The sequence below is a fragment of the Arsukibacterium ikkense genome (assembly GCF_000987775.1).
Lineage (GTDB): Bacteria > Pseudomonadota > Gammaproteobacteria > Enterobacterales > Alteromonadaceae > Alishewanella > Alishewanella ikkense.
In genome coordinates this window covers 66245-86199 of the sequence record NZ_LAHO01000004.1, presented here as the reverse complement: position 1 = coordinate 86199, position 19955 = coordinate 66245, and the positions used below count along the sequence as shown (strand labels likewise).

The following is a 19955-nucleotide window of genomic DNA, read 5'->3' as shown; positions in this document are numbered from 1 at the left end:
AGCTGGCGGTCGACTAGCGCCAACCCGCGCGGTCCATCAGCCGGATCGCCTCACCGTTAAGCTCGCCCAGTTTATCAAGAGCCAACTTATCGGCACTAAACTCACCTAACCCCTGCAGCAACTCACTGGCCGCGACACCGGCCCGCACCGGATATTCATGATTAGCTTCAGCGTACCAGGCCTGAGCCTGCGCTGTTACCATATACTCCAGCAAACGCACGGCATTGGCTTTATTGGGCGCATGCGTCGCAACCCCGGCGCCGGAAATATTAATATGTACACCATTACCCGCTTGATCAGGCCAAAATACCTTCACTTTTTCTGCCGTGGCCCGCAGTGCCGGATCAGCCAGCATGCCACCTAAGTAATAGGTGTTAGCAATAGCAATGTCACACACCCCGGCCGCCGCAGCACTAATCTGATCCCGGTCGCCACCACGTGGCGGCCTGGCAAAGTTAGCCACAAAGCCCCTCACCCATTGCTCCGTAACCGCCACACCCTGCTGAGCAATCATCGCCGCCACCATCGACTGGTTATAAATATTGTCGGACGAGCGCACGCAAATGCGGCCACGCCATTTGGGATTGGTTAAATCAGCATAGCTGGATAACTCAGCCGGGTTCACTTTTCCCGGCACATACATAATGGGCCTGGCGCGCATGGTTAAACCATACCAGTGGCCGGCAGGGTCGCGCAGCGCAGCCGGAATGGCACTGCTTAACGCGTCAGATGAAATACTTTGTAATACGCCCTGGGTTTTTGCCCGGTAGAGGCGGCCAACATCGGTGCTGATTAATAAGTCTGCCGGGCTGTTGCGCCCTTCGCTGACCAAGCGGCTGATCAGCTCATCGGGTTTACCGGTGATCAGATTAACTTTAATACCGGTATCACGGCTAAAGTTATCCAGCAACGGCTTTATCAATTCTTCCTGGCGGGCAGAGTAAATATTAACTTCACTGGCAAACACTGCGCCAGCGCTTAATAAGGCACTGCTCAGGGCGGCTATCACTAATAAGATTGGTTTAATTCGCATCAGAACCTACTCCAGCTTCAGGGGTAACATGCAGGGCTGCTATCTAACCACAAACGCGAATTATTCTCAATACGTTTGCGATCTATATTTGAAAAAATTACTCAGCCCCTGCCCCCAGTTGCTGCAGGCTTTGCGCCAGACTGGCAGCAGACAATTCGCCCATATGGCTTTGCAGCAACTGACCATCGGCGCCAAAATACAGGGTTACCGGTAAACCATGTGCGCCAAGCTGGGTAGCCAGCTGGCCTTGCCTGTCCAGCAACACATGCTGGAACGCCAAACCGGCTTGCTGTAAATACTGCTGTACCAGCTCCGGATGTTCACGCTGATTCAGCAACACAAAGCGCACAGCAGGGTATTGCTGCTCAGCTTGCTGCAATACTGGCATTTCGCGCCGGCAAGGCGGGCACCAGGTAGCCCATAAATTTACCACTGTTAACTGGCCACGGCCCAACTCGGCCAGATTAACACTGTCGCCATTGAGCTGCTGAAGTGTCAACTCAGGCAACATAGCTTGTTGGCGGCCGACATAAATCACAGAACTAAAAGCGCCAAACAACATGGTTACTGTTAATACTCCAGCCAGCAGTGCCTGGCGTTGCTGGCGGCGGCGCCACAGTAACCAGCATAAAATGCATACTGCCGCCAGCAGGCTGGCGCTAAGATCAAAACCACGATCCCGAATATCCAGCATCTGCCAGAGCGAATCATAACTGCCGGCAAAGCGCGCCACAAATACCAACCGGCCAAACAGCAGGCTACCCAGTAATATACTTAACAGTGGATCAGTAACCGATACTTTGTATTTACGCCCCACCAAGGCCGCCACCAGCAACCCCATTAACACACTGATCAGCAGTAATAACGGTGTGATTGGTAATGCAAGCGGGCCAACAGTTACAGCAGTCATAGTAATTCCAATATTTTATCCAGCCAGCATTATGCATTGATTGCCGTTGTCATTGCCAACATCAGTTGGCTGGCAAACAGCAGCAGCTACTGGTAGCTTAGCGAATTACTCTACTGTTAGTCTTTGATTGTGCACTGAAAAATCCGGAATTTCACGCTGATAATCCTGCTGATATAAACTGGAGTGAATAATAAAGTCCGCCGTGGCGCGATTACAGGCCACCGGAATATTCCACACCACGGCTAAGCGGATTAGCGCTTTAACATCAGGGTCATGCGGCTGGGATGATAGCGGGTCCCAGAAAAAAATCAGCCAGTCTATTTTTTGCTCGGCGATTAAGGCACCAATTTGCTGATCGCCCCCCAGCGGGCCGCTGGCCATACACTGCACCGGCTGCTGCAAGGCATCGCTAATCAGTTTACCGGTGGTGCCGGTCGCAATGAGGTTCTTGTCGGCAAAAAATTGTTTATGCTTGCCAATCCATTCTAACAAGGTGGCTTTTTTGCCATCGTGGGCCACCAAGGCAATCGTTTTCATAATCGGTCTCTTTATCTGTAAGTGTGTTTCTCTGGAAAAAGATATTTGAAGCCAGCATAGAATACCAGTCCTTTTATGTTACCACCCGGGGGACATGATGTAATTCTTGCCATCGACTGCTCTGGCACAATATCGCCTTTGCTCAATACAGGCGAAATCCGCCCGGCAAGCTATGCTTAAATTATGAACAGTTAAGGCAATAAAATAATGTTGCGTCTCGCCCTGATAATGCTCTTCATCATGCTGATGCCAGCTCCGGCCTCGGCGTCTTCCGTGGTTAACGTGCTCAGGGTGGAAGGCGCTATCGGTCCGGGGATCAGCGACTACCTGACACGGGCGATCGACAGTAGCAACGCCCAACAACCACAACCAAGCCTTATTCTGATCACGCTGGATACCCCAGGCGGCCTGGCCGCCAGTGTCAGGGATATTAATCAGGCGATACTGGCCTCGCCCATTCCGGTGGCCTGCCTGGTTTATCCTCAGGGCGCACGGGCAGCCAGCGCAGGCACTTACCTGCTCTATGCCTGCCATATCGCTGCCATGGCCAGCGCTACCAGCCTGGGGGCCGCTACGCCGGTGCCAATAGCCGGGCCAGCGCAAGCGCCTAGCGATGCTGACAAACCACAAGGGCCAGCTGCCATGGAAAAAAAGGTATTAAATGATTCTGTGGCCTATATCCGCAGCCTGGCACAACTCAGGCATCGCAACGCCGAGTGGGCAGAGCAAGCAGTGCGGGAGGCCGCCACCCTGACTGCCAGCGAAGCACTGGCGCAACAAGTGATCGATTTTATCGCCGATACGCCCCATGCCTTAGTAGCCCGGCTGGATGGCTATGTATTGCCCTTTGCCCCTGGTCAAGGACCGCTGGTACTGGAAAATGCACAGCTGGTAGACCAGAGCCCGGATTGGCGCACCCGTTTTATCACCACAATAACCGACCCCAACGTCGCCTATATCCTGATGCTGCTGGGCATTTACGGCCTGTTACTGGAGTTCTACAGCCCTGGTATCGGGGTTGCTGGAGTAGTGGGAGCCATTTGCCTGCTGCTGGCGCTGTTTGCTTTTCAGCTGCTGCCGGTTAACTACGCCGGGTTCGGCTTGCTGTTGCTCGGTATTGGCCTGTTACTGGCAGAGTCCCTGCTGCCCAGCTTCGGTATTCTCGGCTTCGGTGGGCTGGTGGCTTTTGTACTCGGCTCAATATTTTTACTCGACAGCGATCTGGAAGCATTTCAAATTGCCTGGCCGGTACTACTGTCTGTCACGCTGTTTTCCAGCGCCTTTTTGGTGCTGATGCTAGGCTATATCTGGCGCAAGCGAAAAATGGCAACAGTATCTGGCATCGAGGCAATAATTGGCGCCCAGGCCGAGGTGCTGGATGGCTTTCCCGGCACCGGCCGGGTGCTGCTACAGGGCGAATGCTGGCAAGCCAGATGCGCAATGCCGCTGCAGCCGGGGCAAACGGCCAGGGTGACGGCGCTGGACGGCCTGGTACTGCAATTGGCTAGTGAGAAGGAACAAACTGATGAATGAATTAATGCAATTGAATCTGTCGCTAAGCGCCCTGCTACTGCTGCTGTTCGCCTTACTGATTAGCATGTTTCGCATTTTGCGCGAGTACGAACGTGGGGTGATCTTTCTGCTCGGCCGCTTCTACAAGGTAAAGGGGCCAGGCCTTATCATCGTGATCCCGGTGCTCCAGCAGATGGTAAAAGTGGATTTACGCACCGTGGTGATGGACGTGCCGTCACAGGATGTGATCAGCCGGGACAACGTCTCGGTACGAGTGAATGCGGTGCTTTATTTCCGGGTGATCGATCCGCAGAAAGCCATTATCAATGTGGAAGATTATCTCGCGGCTACCAGCCAGTTGGCTCAGACCACGCTGCGTTCCGTGCTGGGGCAGCACGAACTGGACGAGATGCTGGCACAGCGGGATATGCTCAATGCCGATATTCAGCGTATTTTGGATGCCCATACCGACAGCTGGGGAATTAAGGTGGCCAATGTGGAAATCAAGCACGTAGATATCAACGAAAGCATGATCCGCGCCATTGCCCGCCAGGCAGAGGCGGAACGTGAACGCCGGGCCAAGGTGATCCACGCTCAGGGCGAGATGGAGGCAGCTACCAAGCTGGTGGAAGCGGCGCAAATCCTGGGCCAGGAATCTAACGCCATACTGCTGCGTTACCTGCAAACCCTGACTGAAGTCGCAGGCGAGAAAAGCTCAACCATTGTTTTCCCGCTGCCGCTGGAATTGCTGAGCGGGCTGAGCGAGCGCTCTGGTATAGCCAAAGCAAAACCGGAGGGCTAAGCCTGTTGACTACTATTGCTGGATTCCCCGGGAACGAAACTTAACAATCCGTTCCTGAACGAGCAAAGTATGCTGGCGCAAGTTCACCATTTATCAGCTAAAAAAAAGCCCCGACAAGCGGGGCAAAACAACCAAGGTCCACGTATAACATCATTATTGGTCTGGCATTAACCGGAGCACTGCACACCGTTAATCACCATAAACCACATCATTCTTTAAAGGCGTTAGTTCGCCTCAACAATTCGTTTCATTGCAGTCATGTAACCACGTAACTTTTTACCCACCACTTCAACCGGGTGCTGACGAATAGCCTCATTTACTGCAATCAGTTTTAAGTTATCCACACTACTCTGGCCTGGGTTTACGCCTTTACCGATATACTCACTGCTTAAGCTGTTAACCTTGTCGCGTAGCAGCGGCACTGCAGCATGGGCGAAAAGGTAGTTACCGTATTCAGCGGTGTCGGAAATGACCACGTTCATCTCATACAAGCGCTTGCGGGCGATAGTATTGGCAATCAGCGGTGTTTCATGTAACGACTCATAGTACGCCGACTCGGCAATAATGCCGGCATCAACCATGGTTTCAAACGCCAGCTCTACCCCGGCTTTTACCATCGCCACCAGCAAAATGCCGCGGTCGAAATATTCCTGCTCGGCAATTTTTTCAGCCGACACCGGCGCTTGTTCAAAGCCACTGTCGCGAGTTTGCTCACGCCAGCTCAGCAGGTTTTTATCATCATTAGCCCAGTCGGCCATCATGGTACGCGAGAACTCACCACTGATAATATCGTCCATATGCTTTTCAAATAATGGCCGCAGCGTCACTTTCAATTCTTCTGCTAAATCATAGGCTTTCAGCTTGGCCGGATTACTCAGGCGGTCCATCATATTAGTAATGCCACCGTGCTTCAGCGCTTCGGTTACCGTTTCCCAGCCATACTGAATTAACTTGGCGGCATAGCCAGCTTCAGCGCCCTCAGCTACCAGCTTGTCAAACGCCAGCATAGCGCCGGTTTGCAACATACCGCACAGGATGGTTTGCTCGCCCATTAGATCTGATTTTACTTCAGCAATAAAAGACGACTGTAATACCCCGGCCCGGTCGCCGCCGGTCGCCGCGGCATAAGCTTTGGCAATTGCTAAGCCCTGGCCCTTAGGGTCATTTTCCGGGTGCACGGCAATTAATGTTGGCACGCCAAAGCCGCGTTTATATTCTTCCCGCACCTCGGTACCGGGGCACTTCGGTGCCACCATCACTACCGTGATATCCGACCGGATCTGTTTACCTTCTTCGACTATATTAAAACCATGCGAATAGGCTAAGGTGGCACCTTGCTTCATCAAGGGCATTACTGCGTCAACCACGCTGCTATGCTGTTTATCCGGGGTCAGGTTTAACACCAAATCAGCCTGTGGAATTAACTGCTGGTAAGTACCAACGGTAAAACCATTGCTGCTGGCTTTCTGGTAAGAAGCCCGCTGTTCACTGATAGCTTCTTCACGCAAGGCATAACTGATATTTAAGCCCGAGTCGCGCATATTCAGGCCCTGGTTTAAACCCTGGGCGCCGCAGCCAACGATTACAATGTTCCAGTCTTTAATAAAATTACAGCCGTCGCTGAATTCGCTTTTGTTCATAAAGCGACACTGACCCAGCTGTTTTAACTGCTGGCGTAAACTTAAGGTATTAAAATAATTGCTCATACTATTTCTCAAAATTCAGTTTAACGGATAAGCCTGGCTTACCTTACGCATCCCTAGCTTACCCATGATAGTCGGGTGCGATGACTGTATAATGACAGTATCGGGTCAGCAGAGTGCGTTAATAAGCTAATGGTAGCCGCTGCAATTCATTGCGTGAAGTGATATATTTACAACTCTGTATTTCATATTATGCAATCAAGGCAGGCCATGGACATTCGTAGTGCACAATTGTTCTTACATTTAGCCTCCAGTTTAAATTTTGCCAAAACCAGTGAGCAAATGTATGTCAGCCCTTCTACTCTGACCCGGGTGATCCAGCGGCTGGAAGACGAATTAGGCACTATGCTGTTTGAGCGGGATAAAAGATCGGTACGCTTAACCAAAGCCGGTGAACGGGTACAGCGCTTTGTGCGCTTGTGGTTAGATGAATGGCATCAGCTACAGCTTGATCTGCAATTGGCCAGCGTCGAGCTAGCCGGCGAAATCCGTTTGTTTTGTACTGTTACCGCCAGCTACAGCCATTTACCAGCAATACTGGATAAGTTCCGGTTGCAATGCCCAAAAGCAGAGATCAAGCTGACCACTGGCGATGCCGCCATGGCCTTTGAGAAAATTAAAGCCGGTGAAGTGGATATTGCGCTGGCAGCCTACCCGGCACAGTTACCCGCCAACATGATTTTTCAACGTATTGCTCAACTGCCAGTATGGCTGATTGCGCCGGTGATCCCTTGTAAAGTGAACGATTTGCTGAGCTCGGTGCCGATAAACTGGCATAACATTCCGCTGGTACAATCTGACCATGGCCCGGCCCGCTCCCGCTCAGATCAATGGCTGGCTGATAGTAACATTACCCCCAAGGTGGCGGTTAAAGTAGATGGCCACGAGGCCATGGTATCAATGGTAGCGTTGGGCAGCGGAGTGGCAGTAGTGCCTGAACCGGTTATTGCCCACAGTCCGGTGCGCGACAGGGTACGTATTCTCGATATCAGCTATCAGTTTCAGCCATTTGAGCTGGGGGTTTGCATGCTGAGCAAAAAATTAGAACAACCGTTGCTACAAGCTTTCTGGCAGTTGGCAGCAAACAAAAATAAAGCTGCCAATGGCAGCTCTATTTAACATCTGACTTTACCGGTTTATTTAACAACCTTTAAATGGCTGCCTTTTTTCGGTTTTGGTGGCTCTGGCGTATCGTCATCGTCAAAGGGTTCTGCAAATAACTCGGCATCGTCCTCTTCTTCTTCCAGAGTAAACACCGTACCTGCACCATTTTCTTTGGCATAAATGGCTAACACGGCTTTCACCGGAATGTACAATGCAAACGGCTGCCCACCAAAACGCGCACTAAAAGTAATGGCGTCATTACCTAACTGCATATTACCCACCGCAGAAGGCAGCACATTCAACACTATCTGGCCATTTTGCACAAACTGCTGCGGCACTTTTACCTGCGGATAGCTGGCATCTACCACCAAATACGGTGTACAGTCGTTATCAACTATCCATTCGTAAAACGCCCGCACTAAATACGGGCGATTTGGTGACATTGCCGCCATTACAAGCGCATCCCGCGCCGGATTTCCCGCTCGGCTTCAGTCAGTGATGCCTGAAATGCATCGCGTTCGAAAATACGGGCCATATAGTTTTTCAGTTCCTTGCTGCCAGCGCCTTGAAATTCAATGCCCAGGGCAGGTAGACGCCACATCAGTGCCGCCATATAACAATCAACCAGGCCAAATTCTTCGCTCATAAAAAACGGCGTTTCATTAAACAATGGTGCCAGTGATACCAAGCCTTCTTTTAACTCCTGCCGGGCATTGTCAGCATCATCGGCATTGTTAAGCACCTTTTCCGCCAGGCTATACCAGTCGTTTTTAATCCGGTACATCATTAACCTGGCCTGGCCACGGGCTACCGGGTACACCGGCATTAAGGGCGGATGCGGAAAACGCTCATCCAGATATTCCATAATGATATCGGCCTGATATAGGGCCAGTTCACGGTCAAGTAAGGTCGGTAAGCTGCCGTACGGGTTAACTTCGTACAAGTCTTCTGGCAGATTATCCTGAGCTACCTGAAGGATATCCACAGTTACGCCTTTTTCGGCAAGGACAATACGCACCTGGTGGCTGTACATATCATCAATGGCTGTGAACAGGGTCATCACAGGGCGTTTATTGGCAATGATCGCCATTTATTCCTCCGGTAAAATAAAAAACAGCAAAGGGGCGCTAAGGCCCCTGGTATCTCAATACTAGTTAAATCAACTAATTAGTGAACATCTTTCCAGTATTCTTTCTTCAGAAAATAAGCCAGCACAAAGAAGATTAACAGGAATATCATGACCTTGTAGCCCAGAGCGCGGGCTTCCAGCCTGGTTGGCTCACCCACATATACCATGTAGTTTACCAGATCTAGCACAGCACGATCATATTCTTCTGCACTTAACTCGCCACTGCCATCGGTTTTAAAACCAACGTACACCTGCTTTGGCTGACCATCGACCAGACGAGTTTCGTAGGCCTTGTAAGGTACACCCTGTAATTCTTGCAATACGTGGGGCATACCTACCAGTGGGAATACGTCATTATTCACACCAAATGGCCGGCTGTCGTCAGCATAAAATGCGCGCAAATAGGTATACAACCAGTTCGCACCACGCACCCGTGCTACGTTAGTTAAATCAGGAGGGGTGGCACCAAACCATTTTTCACCGTCTTTTGCCGACATATTATTGGTAATATGGTCACCCACTTTCTCACCGGTGAACATCAGATGCTCCATCCCCAGCTCTTCCGGAATATCCAGATCAGCAAAAGTACGGGAATAGCGCTGATACTGCATCTGGTGACATCCCAGACAATAGTTCTGGAACAGCCGGGCACCATTTTGCAACGATGCCTTATCCGTTAAGTCAATCGGTGCTTTATCCAATGGAATATTTGAGCCCGCTGCCATGGCCAGTGAAGAAGCTAATAATGCAACAGCAGACAATAACGTTTTCATCATTAGGTAACCCTCACTGGTAATGGCTTGGTATTTTCATTTTTACTGTAGAAAAACAACAGCACGAAGAAACCAAAGTAAGTAAACGAGAAGATCTGGGCCAATAAGGTGTACAGGCCTTCAGCAGGCAGCACCCCTAACACACCCAGTGCCACAAAGCTGACACAAAAGTTAATCAGGTTCACTCTGTGTATGCCGCTGCGATAGCGCACTGAACGTACTTTGCCGCGATCTAGCCAAGGCAGTAACGCCAACGCCACAATAGCTGCAAACATGGCTACCGCCCCCATAAACGGGTGTGGAATGGCCCGCAAAATCGCGTAAAACGGGGTAAAGTACCAAACCGGTGCAATGTGATCAGGCGTTTTCAACGGGTTCGCTGCTTCAAAGTTTGGTGGCTCCAGGAAGTAACCACCGCCTTCTGGGAAGAAGAAAATAACCCAGGCAAAAATTAGCAGGAAGCCTGCCACACCCACTAAGTCTTTCACGGTGTAATAAGGGTGGAATGGAATAGCATCCACAATCACTTTCTTGCCACCACGGGTGAAATACTGGTGAAAGGTAAATTTCTTATCGGCTTCAGTCAGCTCAACAGTGCCGTCATTATCTTTTTTAATGTCGATACCGTCCGGGTTATTTGAGCCCACTTCATGCAGTGCCATAATGTGTAAGAACACCAGAATAACCAGCACTAATGGCAAGGCAATAACATGCAAAGCAAAGAACCGGTTCAGGGTGGCACCGGAAATGACGTAGTCACCACGGATCCACAGGGTTAAGTCTTCGCCGATAAACGGAATAGTGCCGAAGATACCGATAATAACCTGCGCGCCCCAGAATGACATCTGGCCCCAGGGCAATAAATACCCCATAAAGGCTTCAGCCATCAGCACCAGGAAGATCAACATGCCAAAAATCCACAGCAATTCGCGTGGTTTCTGGTAAGAGCCGTACATCATGCCGCGCAGCATATGCAAATACACCACCACAAAGAACGCCGACGCGCCGGTAGAGTGCATATAACGCAACAACCAGCCATAATCAACGTCACGCATAATGTATTCAATAGAAGCAAAAGCGCCTTCAGCAGACGGCTCGTAATTCATGGTTAACCAGATACCAGTGACAATCTGGTTTACCAGGACCAACATGGCCAGCGAACCAAAAAAGTACCAGAAGTTAAAGTTTTTAGGCGCCGGATACTGCATCACATGCAGGTTCATCTTATCCATAAAGGGTAAGCGGTATTCAATCCAGCTCATCAGATTTTTAAACATCAGACAACCCCCTCATCTTCACCAATTATTATGGTGTTGTCGTCGATGAACATATGTGGTGGCACCACCAGGTTAGTTGGTGCCGGCACGGCTTGAAATACCCGGCCAGCCATATCGAATTTAGAACCATGACATGGACAGAAGAAACCTGCACGGATGCCTTCTACCTGAGCAGAGAAATCATTAGGCAGATAAGTTGGCGAACAGCCCAGGTGAGTACAAATACCCACCGCAATAAAAATCTCAGGCTTGATAGAGCGATGCCGGTTCTGGGCATAAGCCGGCTGTTGTGGCACATCTGACGCCGGATCGCGCAAATTTTGCTCCACCAGCTCCAGTTGCTGCAGGGTTTCAGCGGTGCGTTTTACTATCCATACCGGTTTTCCCCGCCACTCTACCCGGATTAACTGCCCTGGTTCGAGTTTGCTTATGTCCGCAGTAACTGCAGCACCGGCTTGCTTAGCCCGCTCACTCGGATTCCAGGAGGCAATAAAGGGCACAGCCACTCCAACAGCACCCACGCCTCCCACTACTGAGGTAGCAATGGTAAGGAAGCGGCGGCGACCATGATCTACAGGCGCATTGCTCATCCACTCATCTCCACATTAACGCTTAACTAAAACAAATTTAAGCGGCTGAATTCCAGCAATTATTATAAATTTAAAAAATAACGCCGATCATAATGAAAACCCCTGCTTTACACAAGGTTTAAGGTTAGCTGAATAGCTAATATATCGGGATCTAACCCCTTTAAACAGCAACAAAGCGTTACAGTTCAGGGCTTGCAGGCTTATGCTATTCTAAAAACTGTCGTTATAAAAAAACCCGGCATATAAGCCGGGTTTTTGGTACCAGAAGCGAATTAACGCTTTGAGTACTGTGGACGTTTACGTGCTTTACGCAGACCCACTTTCTTACGTTCAACTTTACGTGCATCACGCGTTACAAAGCCTGCTTTACGCAGTGCCGGACGCAGTGACTCGTCAAACTCCATCAGTGCACGGGTAATACCGTGACGGATAGCGCCGGCCTGGCCGCTGATACCACCACCTTTAACAGTGATGTACAGGTCGAACTTCTCAACCATATCAACCAGCTCTAAAGGCTGCTTCACTATCATACAGGCAGTTTCGCGGCCGAAGTACTCGGTCAGAGCGCGCTGATTGATAACGATGTTACCTGAACCTGCTTTTAAGAAGACGCGGGCCGTTGAGCTTTTACGACGACCAGTTCCGTAGTATTGATTCTGTGCCATGTTATGCTCCGATTAAATATCTAAAATTTGCGGTTGCTGAGCAGTATGTTGATGCTCTGCACCAGCGTAAACTTTTAACTTACGGAACATAGCGCGGCCTAATGGGCCTTTTGGCAACATACCTTTAATGGCAGTTTCCAGAACCATTTCAGGTTTTTTCGCGATCAGCTTCTCGAAGCTGATTTCCTTGATACCGCCTGGGAAACCAGTATGCGAGTAGTACATTTTATTTTTCGCTTTGTTACCAGTAACAGTGACTTTCTCAGCATTAATCACGATGATGTAATCACCGGTGTCAACATGAGGAGTGTACTCTGGCTTATGCTTGCCACGTAAGCGAGCAGCGATTTGTGTTGCGATACGACCCAGTGTTTTACCGTTTGCATCAACAACGTACCAGTCGCGTTCTACGCTTTCTGGCTTTGCAGTAAAAGTTTTCATCTAAACCTATTCCAAATAAACTTAAGTTACACCTAACATTGCGCAGGGCTGTTGCTAACAATGTCGTAATCGTACCCCTTCGAGTACAAAAACTACCGGGCTAACGGCAGTATGAGGCTGTAACGTAGGCCGGGCGCGGATTATATATTAAACAATTACAAAGATCAGCCCTGATAGTAAAAAAATATCATAAATGTTGCCGTTAGCCACCACTAGCTAGGGTAAATGGGGCGAGGCCAGGTAATCACGTGACTGCATTTCCTGCAGCCGGCTAATGCAACGTTTAAACTCAAAATCGAGCAATCCCCCGGTATACAGCTGCTCCAAAGCCACTTCTGCTGACATAATCAACTTGACCTGACGCTCATAAAACTCATCCACTAAGGCAATAAAGCGCCGGCTAACGTCATCATTATGCCGTCCCATCGGCTTGACCCCAGCCAGCAGCACCGTATGGTAACAACGGCTCAGTTCCATATAGTCATATTGACTGCGGGCACTTTCGCAAAGGGTATTAAATGTAAACCAGACAATACCGTCAGCTTCTGCCTCCGCAGTTAGTTTACGATTCGCCACTTCAATTTCACACTGCGCCTGCCGAGGCTCTACCGACAGCGCAGTAAAATACTGTTGCAAATTTTGCTCAGCTTGCTGGTCTAACGGGTAATGATAAATTTCAGCCTGCTCTAAGGTACGCAAACGGTAGTCAATACCGCTGTCGACATTAATAATCTGACAATGTTGTTTAATCAGGCTGATCGCCGGTAAAAAGCGGGCCCGCTGCAAACCATTGCGATATAAACCATCAGGTTCAATGTTCGAGGTAGCGACCAGGGTAATACCCCGGGCAAATAATTCTTGCATCAGCGTGCCCAGAATCATCGCGTCGGTAATGTCCGACACAAAGAACTCATCAAAACACAGAATATCCGTTTGTTGCTTAAAATTATCCGCCACCTGCTGCAACGGGTTTTTAACGCCTTGCAGCTGTTGCAGATCTTCATGCACCCGGTGCATAAAGCGGTGAAAATGAATGCGCAGTTTGCGTGTCGTTGGCAAACACTCATAAAAGGTATCAACCAGATAGGTTTTGCCCCGGCCTACGCCGCCCCAAAAATACAAGCCGGTAACCGGCTTAACCGGCCTGGGGCCAGCGATAAGTTTCTGCCACCACGACTGGCGCTGAGGCAACTGCAACACAACATCGTCGTAAAGCCGTTGTAATTGATTAACGGCATGTTCCTGGGCCGTATCGTGGTGAAAATCGGTCCGGGTTAGGTCTTGCTGATATTTTTCTGCTGGCGTCATGGGCTCTGGCTGGAAACTTTGTTGGTTTAGCTGACAAAACAGGCAATAATAATAACATGCCTTACCACTCAAGCTAAGAAGTTAAGGTACACTGGTAGCAGAATTTACTATTGAGGAGTTGATATGGATCTCACGTTCGCCCTGGCGGGCCTGGCAGTTGGTTTAATCGTGGGCGCAATTCTGGCCAGATTATACAGTTTAAAACAGTTTAACAGCCATAAACTGCAGCAAGAGCTGGATGCCAGCCGGCAGCAGCTAAGCCAATATCGACAGGATGTATCACAGCATCTGGATGTCACTAATCAACTTATGACCCAATTGCAGGATAATTATGCGCGTATTGCCCGCCATGTACAGCAATCCAAAATGCAGCTGGTAGAGCAACCTCCTACTGCAAAAAATTCTGATTTAAATTACTTGTCAACCGACACGGCAGCCCATATTAAACAATCGTTACATCAGATTGATGAAAAACGCCGGGTATATTCAGCGGTTGATGAGCAACCACGTGACTACTCAGGCGAAGCAAGCGGTCTGATTAAAGAGCGAAAAGTCAGCAACCCGGAGTAATACTTCGTTACACAACGCTTATATTAAACGCTGAACTTTTTCTCTGCCATAACGTTCTTAGTCGCATGTTTGTAGAGGAGACTATTACGCGATGAAGATGAAATTGTCTGTGTTACATGCTGCTGTGCTGGCAGCAACTTTGGCAGTTCCGGCCGGCTCCGTGCAGGCCGCCTTACCTTTTTTAACTGCCGATAACCAGGAAATGCCCACGCTGGCACCTATGCTGGAAAAAGCCACGCCTGCGGTAGTGCATATTTCGGTAGAAGGCAGCCGCGAAGTGCGCCAGCGGGTACCGGATGCGTTCCGCCACTTTTTCGGCCAGCGCGGCCAGGGCGAACTGCGTCAGGAACGGCCGTTCAGCGGCCTGGGCTCCGGGGTGATTATTGATGCCGCTAAAGGCTACGTCGTCACCAACAACCATGTGATCCAGGACGCCGATAAAATTCAGATAAAACTGAAAGACGGCCGCAGCTTTAGTGCCAAGAAACTGGGCGCAGATCCGCAAAGCGATATTGCCCTGCTGCAGATTGAAGCAAAAAATCTGGTGCAAATTCCACTGGCCGACTCCGACAAGCTGCGGGTTGGCGATTACGCTATCGCCATCGGTAATCCTTTTGGCCTGGAACAAACTGTCACCTCAGGCATTGTCAGCTCGCTTGGGCGCAGCGGCCTGAATATGGATGGTTTTGAAGACTTTATTCAAACCGATGCCGCCATCAACAGCGGTAACTCCGGCGGTGCCCTGGTCAATCTGCGCGGTGAATTGATTGGTATCAATACCGCCATCCTTGGCCCTAATGGCGGCAATGTCGGCATCGGCTTTTCCATCCCGTCCAACATGATGAAAAATCTGGTTGATCAAATCATTGAGCATGGTGAAATTCGCCGTGGCAGCCTGGGCGTGCGTGGTAATGATGTTAATTCAGAACTGACTGAAGCATTAAACTTAAACGTCAGCCGCGGTGCTTTTATTAATGAAGTACTGCCAGACACTGCCGCGGCAAAAGCCGGCTTAAAAGCCGGTGATGTCATTATCAGCATGAATGGCAACCGCGTTCACAGTTTTAATGAGCTAAGAGCCAGAATTGCCACCCTGGGTGCCGGGCGCAAGGCTGAACTGGGTATTTTACGGGATGGCAAAGAACGGAAAGTAACGGTAACGCTACAAGAGCTGGCCAGTAGCCAGGTTGCGGCCAACCAGTTGCATCCGATGCTACAGGGGGCAACGCTGAATAATAGCAGCAAAGGAGTTGAAATCAGCGAGATTGCCAGCGGCTCTGTAGCCGAACAGGTCGGTTTACGCCAGGGTGATATCATTACCGGTGTTAACCGCCAGCGCGTGGCGAACCTGGCCGAACTAAGACGTATTCTTGACAATCGGCAAGGTGTCGCAGCGCTGTATATCCGCCGCGGCAATGATGATCTTTACATCTTGCTACGTTAATCCCTTTACGCTTAAGCAGTAGCTAAGTGGCTACTGCTTAAGCATAATAAGTGCTATGCTAGCAGCACTTATTGCCAGGTTACCTGACTGCCGTGTTAAAAATTCTTCTATTTATCATTAAAAGTATTGCTTATGGCCTGGCACTGGCACTGGTGATTTTACTGTTTTTTCCTAAGCTAACCGGCATTAGTCTGCCAGCATGGCAGCATGTGGCCGAGCAGTCTGAACCTGCCCCGCTGTCTTATGCCAGAGCTGTACGCAAGGCCGCCCCCGCCGTCGTTAATGTTTATACCCGCAGCCGGGTAATAGATCCGCGCGGCTTACGCCCCCGTTCTATTGAGCGGCAGGAGCTGGGTTCCGGCGTCATTATGAGTGCCAATGGCTACATTCTGACCAACCATCATGTGGTATCCGGCGCTGATCATATTGAAGTTGCTTTGCAGGATGGTCGCTGGCTGGAAGCGGTATTAATTGGCCAGGATGTTATCTCTGACCTGGCAGTACTTTATGTACAGGCAGACAATTTACCGGTGATCCCGCAGAATACCGAGCTGGAACCGCAGGTGGGTGACGTGGTACTGGCTATTGGCAACCCATTAAATTTAGGGCAAACCATTACCCAGGGCATTATCAGTGCCAATGGCAATAATGGCCTTAGTTCGCGCGGTTATATCGATTTTATGCGAATGGATGCCGCCATTAATAAAGGTAATTCCGGCGGCGCGCTGGTTAATACCAATGGCACCCTGGTAGGCATTAACGCCGCCGCCTTTCAGCTGCAAAACCAGGAAATTCAGGGCATTTTCTTTGCCGTACCCTACCAACTGGCCCAGAATATTATGCAAAAGCTGATTAAACATGGCCGGGTAACCCGCAGCCATCTGGGTGTGTCGGGCGATGCAGTGGTTAACGCTGCCGGAGACAGATTAGTGTCCACCGGGCAGAAAATGTATGGTCTGGCCCTGACAGCGATTAACCCTGGCGGCCCGGCTGATGAGGCCGACTTACAGGTTGGCGATGTTATTCTGAAGATCGCAGGCGAGCAGTTTGATGACACGCGCCAGGCACTTAACCTGATTGCCGAAACGGCGCCTGACACTGAGTTGGTGCTGACCATTGATCGCAATGGTCAGATTATTGAAGTACCAACGATTGTCCGCGAGTTACGCCGCGGCTAACCGCCACTTAAACGGCATCTATCCGTTCAATTTTCGCGCCCAGCCCTTGCAGCTTATGCTCAATTTTCTCATAGCCCCGATCAATATGGTAAATACGTTCAACCAGGGTTTCACCTTCAGCCACTAAGCCGGCAATCACCAGGCTGGCAGAGGCTCGCAAATCGGTAGCCATCACCTGCGCAGCCATCAGCTTCGGACTGTGCTGACATACGGCCGTATTACCTTCAAGCCGGATCTTAGCGCCCATGCGTTGCAGCTCAGGCACATGCATAAAGCGATTCTCAAAAATCGTTTCGGTTACCAGACCAACACCCTCGGCCACCACATTCAGCACGGTAAACTGTGCTTGCATATCTGTGGGGAAGCCCGGATGCGGCACCGTTTTCACATCGACAGAACTCAGCTTGCGACCTGTCATGTTAAGACGGATCCAGTCTTTACCGGTAGTCACTTCAGCACCGGCTTCACGTAACTTCTCCAGCACCACTTCCAGTTCTGACGGATCAGCACTGACACAAGTGACATCACCACCGGTCACGGCAGCCGCGACCAGAAAAGTGCCGGTTTCTATCCGATCCGGCAACACCCTATGGCTGCCGCCGTGTAATGCACGCACACCTTCAATCTGAATAGTATCGGTACCAGCACCGCTTATTTTAGCGCCCATCGTATTAAGATAAGCCGCTAAATCAACCACTTCCGGCTCGCGGGCTGCGTTTTCAATGGTGGTTATGCCATCGGCCAGCACCGCTGCCATTAACAGATTTTCGGTGCCGGTGACACTGACCATTTCCATAATGATATGGGCACCTTTCAGGCGGCTGGCACGGGCTTTGATATAGCCATTTTCAACCTGAATTTCCGCGCCCATTTTGCGCAGGCCATCGATATGTAAATTGACCGGACGGGCTCCAATTGCACAGCCCCCAGGCAACGACACTTCGGCTTGGCCAAAGCGGCTTAACAAAGGGCCAAGCGCTAATATAGAGGCGCGCATTGTCTTCACTAATTCATAAGGCGCAAATTGATTGGTTATCTGGCTGGCATCCACCGTGACACTGTTAGTATCGGTAGTCAGCCTGGCGCCAAACAGCTGTAACAGTTGGTATGTGGTTTCAATATCTTTTAATTTCGGCACATTGGTGATAGTGCTGGGCTTTTCAGACAAGATACTGGCGAATAAAATGGGTAAAGCGGCGTTTTTTGCACCTGAGATTATCACCTCACCTTGCAAAGGACCACTGGCAGTAACGCGGAATTGTTGCATATTATGTCTTACATAGGTGGGTTTAAAAGTTTTTCTCTGCGCCATTGTTCCGGCGTAAAGGCCTTGATGCTAACGGCATGAATAGTGCCATCGGCAATTGCATTCATTAGTGGGGCATAAACCAGCTGTTGCTGCTTTACCCGACTCACATCAGCAAAACAGCTGCCAACCGCAGTGACTGCATAATGTGACCCTTCGGCCGTGACATAAACCTCGGTCAACTGCAGCTGGTCGCTTAACAGTTGTTTAATTTGTTCTATCTGCACACTACACCTTAATCTGTTAAAGGTAACAAAGCTGTCACTGCACTCACTTTGGCCAAGGCCAGCAATTGCGTGGGTACTTTGCTAAATTCTACCTGCAGCTGTTGTTTCCGGGCCTGGCCGAGTTGCTGAATTAACCAGGCGAGTCCAGCTGAGTCTACATTGCTTAGGGCAGAGAAATCAAAGATTACCTTACCACTTAGGCTATTTAACAGTTTAAAAGGTGAATAGCGCATTAACGTATCCCGGTTCAGCTCACCACTCAACCGGATTTTGTTGTCCTGACAGGTTATTTCAAGCGACACAGCGCTACTCCGGCACTTTAATAGGTTCTTTGGATTTTTCCACTAATAACTCGGTCACCCTTGCTACCCCTTGCTGGCGGATCAGGTTACTGAGTTCAGCCCGCTTACTGTCTAATAAAGAAATGCCTTCGGCGACCATATCAAACACCAGCCAGTGTTCAGAGCCGCGGTTGCGCCGCAGCTTGAAATCTATAGTGATGTCTGGCTTGCCGGGGTCAATCACCCGGGTTTTAATAGTAATAATACTTTCATTTTCCGGTGGCCGCGCTGGCTGAATAATCACTTTCTGATCAGTGTAGTAAGTCAGCGCACCAGCATAAGATGCCACCATGTAATCCTGAAACGCCACCACAAAATTATCAAACTCTTCCCGTGGCAAATCTCGTAAGTTGACGGTACGGCCAATAACGGTTAGTGCGGCATAACGACTGTCGATATAGGGCACGAGCTCTTCGTTAACGATAAGCCGCAAGTGCTCTTTATTGTCGGCGATAAGCTTTTGATCGTTAGCAATACGCTGGAACGTTTTATCGGCAACCACTTCCATCATCTTAAATGGATCTGTGTATTGCTGCACCGCCTGGCTATCGGTTGCTGTTTCACTGCTTAAAGCGGTAACCGGCACCGCTATGGTTAACATGGCTAGCAGCAAGGCGCTGCTGGATATATTTCTCACGGTTAGTTCCCCCGGTTAAATAAGAATTGACCAATCAGCTCTTCCAGTACTATCGCGGAGCGGGTGTCCTGAATAGAATCGCCATTGGCCAGAATTTCGACGGTTTCATCAATAAAACCAGGTTGCAAACCCAGATACTGCTCACCCAGCAGACCTGAGGTTAAGATAGCGACTGAGCTGGTCTCTGGAAAATTACTGTATTTTTCATTGATTTCCATTTTTACCACAGGCGTGTAATACACCGTATCCAGATCAATTGAAGCGACCCGACCAATCACCACACCACCGACTTTAATCGGCGAACGCACCTTAAGGCCACCAATGTTGTCGAATTTAGCATACAGTACATAACTCTGGCCTGAACCCGTAACCCCGGCATTCGCCACTTTTAACGCCAGCATCAAAAATGCGGCTATTGCCAATACAATAAAGGCACCTACTAAAATTTCAATTTTCCGTGTGGTCATT

General features: G+C 49.9%; 23 protein-coding genes. 6 read left to right on the top strand and 17 right to left on the bottom strand.

Going from position 1 to position 19955, the window contains the following annotated elements; genetic code table 11:
* Positions 1 to 13 precede the first annotated feature (13 nt).
* The 3 genes from WG68_RS05855 to WG68_RS05845 form a co-directional block, all read right to left on the bottom strand.
* Complete coding sequence (locus WG68_RS05855) at positions 14 to 1033, bottom strand: Fe(3+) ABC transporter substrate-binding protein (RefSeq protein ID WP_046556736.1); 1020 nt, start codon at positions 1031 to 1033, stop codon at positions 14 to 16.
* A gap of 97 nt (positions 1034 to 1130) precedes the next feature.
* Complete coding sequence (locus WG68_RS05850; RefSeq protein WP_046556735.1) at positions 1131 to 1943, bottom strand: TlpA family protein disulfide reductase; 813 nt, start codon at positions 1941 to 1943, stop codon at positions 1131 to 1133.
* Between the two features lie 105 nt (positions 1944 to 2048).
* Positions 2049 to 2480, bottom strand: coding sequence for a methylglyoxal synthase (locus WG68_RS05845; protein ID WP_046556734.1), 432 nt, complete (start codon positions 2478 to 2480; stop codon positions 2049 to 2051).
* A 207-nt stretch (positions 2481 to 2687) separates the two neighbouring features.
* On the opposite strand from WG68_RS05845, the gene WG68_RS05840 reads away from it, so the two are divergent.
* Together WG68_RS05840 and WG68_RS05835 are read left to right on the top strand one after the other, a co-directional pair.
* Entirely contained in the window at positions 2688 to 4013 is a 1326-nt protein-coding gene (locus WG68_RS05840; protein ID WP_046556733.1) for an NfeD family protein, read from the top strand.
* 64 nt (positions 4014 to 4077) lie between these two features.
* Positions 4078 to 4794 (top strand): slipin family protein, encoded by a 717-nt coding sequence (locus WG68_RS05835; protein ID WP_407637668.1) that lies wholly within the window; start codon positions 4078 to 4080, stop codon positions 4792 to 4794.
* Between the two features lie 224 nt (positions 4795 to 5018).
* Here the strand turns inward: WG68_RS05835 and ilvC are convergent, their stop codons facing one another.
* Complete coding sequence (gene ilvC, locus WG68_RS05830) at positions 5019 to 6500, bottom strand: ketol-acid reductoisomerase (protein ID WP_046556731.1); 1482 nt, start codon at positions 6498 to 6500, stop codon at positions 5019 to 5021.
* A 207-nt stretch (positions 6501 to 6707) separates the two neighbouring features.
* Here ilvC and ilvY point away from each other — a divergent pair, with 207 nt between their 5' ends.
* On the top strand, positions 6708 to 7616 hold the full coding sequence (gene ilvY, locus WG68_RS05825) for an HTH-type transcriptional activator IlvY (protein WP_046556730.1): 909 nt from the start codon (positions 6708 to 6710) through the stop codon (positions 7614 to 7616).
* A 17-nt stretch (positions 7617 to 7633) separates the two neighbouring features.
* Here ilvY and WG68_RS05820 read toward each other — a convergent pair whose 3' ends face one another.
* The 8 genes from WG68_RS05820 to zapE all read right to left on the bottom strand — a co-directional run bounded on the left by WG68_RS05820 (position 7634) and on the right by zapE (position 13784).
* Entirely contained in the window at positions 7634 to 8044 is a 411-nt protein-coding gene (locus WG68_RS05820; protein WP_046556867.1) for a ClpXP protease specificity-enhancing factor, read from the bottom strand.
* 8 nt (positions 8045 to 8052) lie between these two features.
* Complete coding sequence (gene sspA / locus WG68_RS05815) at positions 8053 to 8691, bottom strand: stringent starvation protein SspA (RefSeq protein ID WP_046556729.1); 639 nt, start codon at positions 8689 to 8691, stop codon at positions 8053 to 8055.
* A 77-nt stretch (positions 8692 to 8768) separates the two neighbouring features.
* A complete protein-coding gene (locus WG68_RS05810; RefSeq protein ID WP_083981805.1) occupies positions 8769 to 9506 on the bottom strand; it encodes a cytochrome c1 in 738 nt (245 codons plus the stop codon).
* Positions 9506 to 10780: a cytochrome b gene (locus WG68_RS05805; protein ID WP_046556727.1), complete on the bottom strand. Its 1275-nt coding sequence runs from the start codon at positions 10778 to 10780 to the stop codon at positions 9506 to 9508. Before WG68_RS05805 ends, WG68_RS05810 begins: the two co-directional genes overlap by 1 nt.
* Complete coding sequence (petA, locus tag WG68_RS05800) at positions 10780 to 11370, bottom strand: ubiquinol-cytochrome c reductase iron-sulfur subunit (protein ID WP_046556726.1); 591 nt, start codon at positions 11368 to 11370, stop codon at positions 10780 to 10782. Before petA ends, WG68_RS05805 begins: the two co-directional genes overlap by 1 nt.
* Before the next feature lie 272 nt (positions 11371 to 11642).
* Positions 11643 to 12035: a 30S ribosomal protein S9 gene (gene rpsI / locus WG68_RS05795; RefSeq protein ID WP_046556725.1), complete on the bottom strand. Its 393-nt coding sequence runs from the start codon at positions 12033 to 12035 to the stop codon at positions 11643 to 11645.
* Positions 12036 to 12047: 12 nt separating this feature from the next.
* Positions 12048 to 12476, bottom strand: a complete 429-nt coding sequence (gene rplM / locus WG68_RS05790; RefSeq protein WP_046556724.1) for a 50S ribosomal protein L13 — start codon at positions 12474 to 12476, stop codon at positions 12048 to 12050.
* Positions 12477 to 12692: 216 nt separating this feature from the next.
* Positions 12693 to 13784, bottom strand: a complete 1092-nt coding sequence (zapE, locus tag WG68_RS05785) for a cell division protein ZapE (RefSeq protein ID WP_046556723.1) — start codon at positions 13782 to 13784, stop codon at positions 12693 to 12695.
* A gap of 123 nt (positions 13785 to 13907) precedes the next feature.
* On the opposite strand from zapE, the gene WG68_RS05780 reads away from it, so the two are divergent.
* From WG68_RS05780 to WG68_RS05770, 3 genes are all read left to right on the top strand, one after another.
* The gene (locus WG68_RS05780) at positions 13908 to 14354 is read left to right on the top strand and encodes a YhcB family protein (protein WP_046556722.1); all 447 of its coding nucleotides are present in this window, start codon (positions 13908 to 13910) and stop codon (positions 14352 to 14354) included.
* Between the two features lie 91 nt (positions 14355 to 14445).
* Positions 14446 to 15798 carry a Do family serine endopeptidase gene (locus WG68_RS05775; protein WP_046556721.1) on the top strand — a complete coding sequence of 451 codons (1353 nt, stop codon included), beginning with the start codon at positions 14446 to 14448 and terminating at the stop codon, positions 15796 to 15798.
* A 92-nt stretch (positions 15799 to 15890) separates the two neighbouring features.
* The gene (locus WG68_RS05770) at positions 15891 to 16976 is read left to right on the top strand and encodes a trypsin-like peptidase domain-containing protein (RefSeq protein WP_046556866.1); all 1086 of its coding nucleotides are present in this window, start codon (positions 15891 to 15893) and stop codon (positions 16974 to 16976) included.
* 7 nt (positions 16977 to 16983) lie between these two features.
* On the opposite strand, the gene murA is transcribed toward WG68_RS05770, so the two are convergent.
* Genes murA through mlaD form a run of 5 tightly spaced genes read right to left on the bottom strand, consistent with a single transcriptional unit; the run spans position 16984 to position 19954 of the window.
* Entirely contained in the window at positions 16984 to 18243 is a 1260-nt protein-coding gene (gene murA / locus WG68_RS05765; RefSeq protein WP_046556720.1) for a UDP-N-acetylglucosamine 1-carboxyvinyltransferase, read from the bottom strand.
* An 8-nt stretch (positions 18244 to 18251) separates the two neighbouring features.
* Positions 18252 to 18509 carry a BolA family protein gene (locus tag WG68_RS05760; protein ID WP_046556719.1) on the bottom strand — a complete coding sequence of 86 codons (258 nt, stop codon included), beginning with the start codon at positions 18507 to 18509 and terminating at the stop codon, positions 18252 to 18254.
* An 8-nt stretch (positions 18510 to 18517) separates the two neighbouring features.
* A complete protein-coding gene (locus WG68_RS05755) occupies positions 18518 to 18811 on the bottom strand; it encodes an STAS domain-containing protein (protein ID WP_046556718.1) in 294 nt (97 codons plus the stop codon).
* 4 nt (positions 18812 to 18815) lie between these two features.
* Positions 18816 to 19487 carry an MlaC/ttg2D family ABC transporter substrate-binding protein gene (locus WG68_RS05750; protein ID WP_052748982.1) on the bottom strand — a complete coding sequence of 224 codons (672 nt, stop codon included), beginning with the start codon at positions 19485 to 19487 and terminating at the stop codon, positions 18816 to 18818.
* 2 nt (positions 19488 to 19489) lie between these two features.
* Positions 19490 to 19954 (bottom strand): outer membrane lipid asymmetry maintenance protein MlaD, encoded by a 465-nt coding sequence (mlaD, locus tag WG68_RS05745; RefSeq protein WP_046556716.1) that lies wholly within the window; start codon positions 19952 to 19954, stop codon positions 19490 to 19492.
* Position 19955 lies beyond the last annotated feature (1 nt).